The 6,493-nt window shown below is 43.3% G+C and carries 2 protein-coding genes; one reads left to right on the plus strand and one right to left on the minus strand.

Annotated features, from left to right (window positions below):
- Positions 1–143: 143 nt before the first annotated feature.
- Positions 144–3,803: a DNA polymerase III subunit alpha gene (gene dnaE, locus HY841_03745; protein ID MBI4929850.1), complete on the minus strand. Its 3,660-nt coding sequence runs from the start codon at positions 3,801–3,803 to the stop codon at positions 144–146.
- Positions 3,804–4,068: 265 nt separating this feature from the next.
- Between dnaE and HY841_03750 the strand changes: the two genes are divergently transcribed.
- Positions 4,069–6,261, plus strand: coding sequence for a T9SS type A sorting domain-containing protein (locus HY841_03750; GenBank protein MBI4929851.1), 2,193 nt, complete (start codon positions 4,069–4,071; stop codon positions 6,259–6,261).
- Positions 6,262–6,493 lie beyond the last annotated feature (232 nt).

Below are 6,493 nucleotides of genomic sequence, written 5' to 3' on the forward strand. Positions count from 1 at the left end.
AGAAAAGCAATTAACCGCAGAGAACACAGAGAAAACAACACGCGGAGAGCCGCAGAGAAAATGCAATCTTGTATTCTCAGCGGTTCTCTGCGTAAAACCTCAGCGAACTCTGCGGTAAAAATGTATTTGCGTAACATCAGTTATTAATTCAGTTTGTACGTCACATTCGGCATGTTTTGAATCGTGCTGAGGAATGAATTGTCAGGATTCACTCTTACTTTTCTTGACGGGAGTGTGAGTTGAATTCCTTCTTCTGAATCCATTACATTAATTTTAAGGTAACAGGTTCCGTCTTTTTCTTTCGTGTTTGCTTTCACCAACGATTCGAGATTCTGAATGAACTTATCTGAAATATCTTTCAGAGGAACATTGAGCGTGATGGACTTCAGCATTTTTTCGCGCATGTCTGATAGCAATTGCATAGTTGAGATTTTGAATTCAATCCGCACCGTTTCATTCCATCGGTTCTCAATCACTTTTCCGCGGATGTGTACGAAGTAACCGATGGTCATGTGCAGTTTGTTCTTCACATAGTCTTCGCCAAACAAAACAAATTCATGCTGGCCTGAATAATCTTCCAGCGTGAAATTGCCGAATGGTTTTCCTGTTTTGGAAATGCGGTGGTTCACCATGGAGATCATTCCGCCAAAAGAAAATTCCCTGTTGATCAACTTCTCCATGTTCTGCAATTCAGCAAGTTTGTTCTTGCAGAATGTTTCCATTTCTATCTTGTAATTATCCAGCGGATGTCCTGATAAATAAAATCCTATCACTTCCCGTTCATGTTTCAACTGCTCGAGATTTCCCCAGGGCTCAACGATGGGAGTAATCGGATCGGGAATCTGGGCATCTGCCGAATCGCCAAAGAGAGAAGCGTGTGCTCCCGCTTTTGATTCCTGCGTTCGCGCTCCCCACTTGAGAAGCATTTCCAGAAAAGAGATTCCATCTTTATCTGGAGCGAGATACGTGCTTCGTGAAAGTCCCAATGAATCAAACCCTCCCGCATACGTCAAACTTTCAAACGTTTTTTTATTTGCCGAGCGAAGGTTCACTCGCTTCACAAAATCAAAAATGTTTTTATATGGACCCTTCTTTTTCCTCTCTTCAACAATGGAAGTTACAGCCGCCTCACCTACTCCTTTCACGGCTCCGAGTCCAAATCGGATTTGCCCGTTCTTATTCACCGAGAATTGATACTGCGACTCATTCACATCTGGTCCGAGAACGGGAATTCCCATTCTCCGCGATTCATCCATGAAGAAAGTAATCTTGTCAATGTTGCTGAGATGATGCGTGAGAACTGACGACATGTACTCAGCAGGGAAATGCGCCTTGAGATACGCAGTTTGAAATGCGACAAGCGCATAGCAAGTGGAATGCGATTTATTAAATGCGTATTGTGCAAACGCTTCCCAGTCCGTCCATATCTTTTCAAGTTTATCAAGGCGAAGTTTATTTTTTGTTCCTCCTTCAATGAACTTGCTTTTCATTTTATCCAGCACCGACTTTTGTTTTTTTCCCATCGCTTTGCGCAAATAATCCGCATCTCCTTTGGTGAAGTCGGCAAGTTTTTGGGAAAGAAGCATCACTTGTTCCTGATAAACCGTAACGCCATACGTTTCTTTCAGTATCTCTTCCATTTCAGGAAGGTCAAAGGAATGTTTTTCACGCCCGTGTTTTCGCGCAATGTAGGTGGGGATGTATTGAATCGGTCCGGGACGGTAAAGCGCGTTCATCGCAATCAAATCATCAAACTTATCGGGCTTCAGGTCTTTTAAATGTTTTTGCATTCCTGCTGATTCAAACTGGAAGGTTCCGTTGGTTTCTCCGCGCTGATAGAGTTCAAAAGTTTTTTTATCGTCAAGCGGAATGGCGTCAATGTCAATTTCTTTTCCATGATTTTCTTTTATCAGCTTGAGTGCATCACGCATGATAGTAAGCGTTCGGAGCCCGAGAAAATCCATTTTGATAACGCCTGCCTCTTCCACCACGGTGCCTTCGTATTGCGTTACGTAGAGTTCGCTGTCTTTTGCTGTGGCGACAGGAATTATTTCTGTGAGATCTTTGGGCGCGATAATGATTCCCGCTGCATGAACGCCCGTGTTGCGGACAGAACCTTCCAGTATAAGCGCTTCTTTCAAAACTTTTGCCTGCAAATCTTTTCCATTATGAATTTCGCGCAAGCGCCTGATGGAATCCATATCATCAGAACCGAGGTTTTCTTTTTCCTTGTCCTGCAAACTTCCGGGACCGTAAAGAGACGCGTTAATCAACCGGTCCAATTCAATGCCCGGGCGTTCAGGAACTAGTTTGGTAAGCATGTTCGCATCATTCAATGGTAAATCCAACACACGCGCAACATCTTTGATGCTGGTCTTTGCCGCCATGGTTCCGTAAGTAATAATCTGCGCCACCTGGTTTTTTCCATACTTCTCTACTACGTAATTCAAAACTTTCTGCCTTCCTTCATCGTCAAAGTCAGTATCAATATCGGGCATTGATTTTCTGTCGGGATTAAGAAATCTTTCAAACAGCAAATTATATTTTATCGGATCAATGTTGGTGATGTACGTGCAATAGGCAACCACCGAACCGGCAGCGCTTCCTCTGCCAGGTCCGACAATAACTCCCAGGTCTCTTCCCGCTTTAATAAAATCTGCTACAATGAGAAAGTAACCGGCAAAACCCATCGTTTTAATAGTAAAAAGTTCAAAGTTCAATCGCTCCTCTATCTCGGGAGAAATTTCTTTGTAGCGATTCTTTGCTCCTTCGAATGCAAGATGCTTCAGATATTCCCATTGATTGAGAGAATTGGGAGTGAGAACAGTTTTATTAATGACCTCTTCCTTATTATGTATTTGAAATTTTTGAGGAATGGGAAAGTTGGGAAGAAGAATATCCTGCTTGAGTTTCAGCGTTTCAATTTTGCTTACGATTTCATTTGTGTTATCAATTGCCTCGGGAATATCGCTGAAGAGTTTTGCCATCTCTTCGGTTGATTTGAAATAAAACTGGTCGTTGAAGAACGCAAAACGCTTTCCTTTCGCGCTTATCGTGTCATCATCCGCAAAATCTTTTGCCGAAGGAGTGCTTTGCTTTTCGCCCGTGTTGATGCAGAGAAGAATGTCGTGCGCGTTGTAATCTTCCACATTCACATAGTGAGAATCGTTGGAGGCGATCATCTTCACATTATATTTCTTTGCCAGTCTCAGAAGCACTTCGTTCACTTTGTTTTGCTCCGGAATATCGTGGCGCTGAACTTCCACATAATAATCTTCTCCGAATAAATCCAGCCACCATTTGAAAGCTTTTTCTCCTTCCGCTTCTCCTTTTCTAAGAATCGTGCGCGGGACTTCGGCTCCTAAACAACAAGTGGTGGCAATCAATCCTTTGTGATATTGAAGAATAAGTTCTTTATCAATGCGGGGATATTTCCCGTAACCGCCTTCAATGTATCCGAGCGAGCAGAGTTTGACAAGATTTTTATATCCTTCGGTATTTTTCGCCAGCATGAGCTGATGATAACGAACATCCTTATCGTCTTTGGTAAATTGTCTTTTAAGCCGGTTCTCCACCACATAAAACTCGCAGCCCACGATTGGTTTTATCTTATCCGGATTTTCAAGAGTATTGTGTTTGGATGCTTCCGCCACAAAACTGAAAACGCCAAACATGTTTCCGTGGTCAGTAATGGCAATGGCGGGCATTTCATCGGCAACCGCCTTCTTATATAAGGAAGAAATATCTGCTGCTCCGTCAAGAAGAGAATACTGGGTGTGAACGTGGAGGTGGCTGAACTTCATGGCAGAGGGTAAAATCGGTGTAATCTATTTTGAATCGGTGAAATCATTTTTCTAAAAAGGGAAGCGAAGATAAATAATGGAAACAGAGTTTTGAAGAATGTTGAAAAGTTTTGTTTGGGACGAAATGATGAAGGGATATTGGAACTCCAATAACTGTTGAAATATTTGTTGCCAAAAAATTTGTTTTTATCATCTGAAAAAATACCTTTACACTCCTATTCAGAAACCCTCTCCTGAATTTATTTCAGGACTAAAACAATTATCTATGAAAAAAATTACTTTTTCAGTCGTACTGCTCGGAGCAGGCATGGTGTGTTCTCTGTTTGTGAATGCTCAGTCAGTTCTTCCAATTCAGGCGCCTGCCAATGCGGAAGGAATCATTCGCTGTGCGCAAGTTCAGCATGATAATTACTTGCGCTCGCAAGACCCGAACTTTGATGCGAAACGTGCAGAAGTTGAAAAATCAATCCAGGAAGGTGTAAAGAAAATTATCCAATCAAAAAAAGACGGAAATCCTCAGACCTTTGCTCAATACACCATTCCCATTGTATTTCATGTGGTGTATAACGGTGCCGGACAAAATGTAACGGATGCAAAAGTTCAGGCAGCTATCTTGCAACTAAACCAGGACTGGTCTCGCACAAACTCAGATGCCGGAAATACTCCTGCTCCGTTTCAGGCGGTGGCTGTTGATATGCAAATTCAGTTTTGCCTGGCTACAAAGGACCCAAGTGGAAATCCTACAACCGGCATTGTTCATAAATCAACTACGGCTACAAGCTTCACCACTAATGATTTTATTAAACAATCTGCAAATGGAGGCGATGACCCATGGGATGTAACTAAATACCTGAACATCTGGTGCGGCAACCTCGGTGGCGGCTTGCTGGGATACGGGCAATTTCCTCCTATCAGTTCGTCTTACGGAACAGTAGTTCATTACTGCACGGTAGGAAGTTTGACTAATCCGGGAACCTGCCCTCCGTTTGGCTATGGAAGAACTCTTTCTCATGAAATAGGTCACTGCTTTAATTTGTATCACATTTGGGGAGATGACGGAGGAGCCTGCACCGGAGATGATCTGGTTGCAGACACGCCTAATCAGGCAGATGCAACATCAGGCTGTTATTCATTTCCTCATACAGATGGATGCACTCCATCCGGAAACGGAATCATGTATATGAACTACATGGATTACAGTGATGACAACTGCTACAATATGTTCACTGCCGGACAAAAAGCAAGATGCCAGAGCGCTATTGCAAATAACCTTATGAGCATTGCGAATAATGCTGTAATAGTTTGCGGTCCCGCTGCCGCGCTTGATGCGGGAATCAACAGCATAGTAAGCCCCAGCGGAATTGCCTGCAGCACCACGCTGACTCCTAAAGTAATATTGCAAAACTATGGCGCCACCACACTTACCTCCTGCACCATTAATTATAAGGTGGATGCCAATCCAAATACACAATTCAGCTGGACAGGTTCGCTGGCATCGGCAGCATCTGCAACTGTTACGCTGCCAAATATGGTCACCACTGCCGGAACGCATACTTTTACTTCTTCCACCAGCAACCCCAATGCGGGAACCGATGGCAATCCGGGCAACGACCAGAACACAAGCACTTTCACGGTTGCGGGAGCTGCGCAAAACCCTCCGGTTGTAGATGGAATTGAGAGCGCAACTTTTCCTGCAGGGTGGACATTGAATAATCCGGATGCTTCAGCAACATGGACCCGCACCGACAGCGCTAAAAAAACCGGTTCGTATTCCATGTACATGGGCAACTACTGGTATTCAGCCAGCGGGCAGGTGGATGAATTAACTTCCAATCCGATAAGTATGCAATCAGCTACCAGCGCCCAGCTTACGTTTCAGGTTGCCTATCAGCTTTACACAGATCCGAATGCCGCGACAAACTGGTCTGATACGCTTAAAGTGCAGGTTTCAACCGACTGCGGTGCAACCTGGAGCACTCCTTATTTCAAGTATTCTTCAAACCTTACCACGGTTACTCCTGTTTTCAGCACTGCTGAATTTTTTCCAACAACCTCACAGTGGCGGCTTGAAACAGTTTCTCTCACTCCCTATCTGCCGGCAAGCACCATGCTGGTCAAATTCCGCCACACCAATGATTATGAGAACAACATGTATGTGGATGACATCAACATTACCAGTGTGGTAGGCATTGAAGAAACGGATATAAACCAATATGTTTCGGTATATCCGAATCCATCTTCGGGTGCCGTGGCGGTGTATATCAACGCGGGTGATTTAGGGCAGGCGGATGTAAAGATTACCAATGTGCTCGGAGAAGTTATTTCTCAGGCATCAGAAAATCTTTCGGTTCAACAAAAGTTCAGCTTTGACCTGTCGCATCAGCCACAGGGAATGTATTTTATAAACGTTAAAACACCTGCCGGTTCGGCTGTTAAAAAGGTGATGCTCAGCAGGTAAAACTAAGTTTACCTTTTTTAAAATCCCGTATCGGCTGTTTCCGGTGCGGGATTTTTTTTATTGAAAATTTTTGTTGTGAGTAATTATTTTTGGCATGTATCACGATAATGGAATCAAACGAAGGAATATTTAATGGATTGCTAACTATTTTATTAATCTGTCTATGTATTGCTGTACCTGTGGCAATTTTAGAATCCATTCTACGAATTTTAGTATTAAAGGGGATACTATA

This window comes from Bacteroidota bacterium, assembly GCA_016213405.1.
Taxonomy (GTDB): Bacteria; Bacteroidota; Bacteroidia; order Palsa-948; family Palsa-948; genus Palsa-948.

What these genes read in the sequence shown, in the direction of transcription:
- dnaE (MBI4929850.1), bottom strand. Translation starts at nt 3,803, where the DNA reads ATGAAGTTCAGCCACCTCCACGTTCACACCCAGTATTCTCTTCTTGAC.
- HY841_03750 (MBI4929851.1), top strand. Translation starts at nt 4,069, where the DNA reads ATGAAAAAAATTACTTTTTCAGTCGTACTGCTCGGAGCAGGCATGGTG.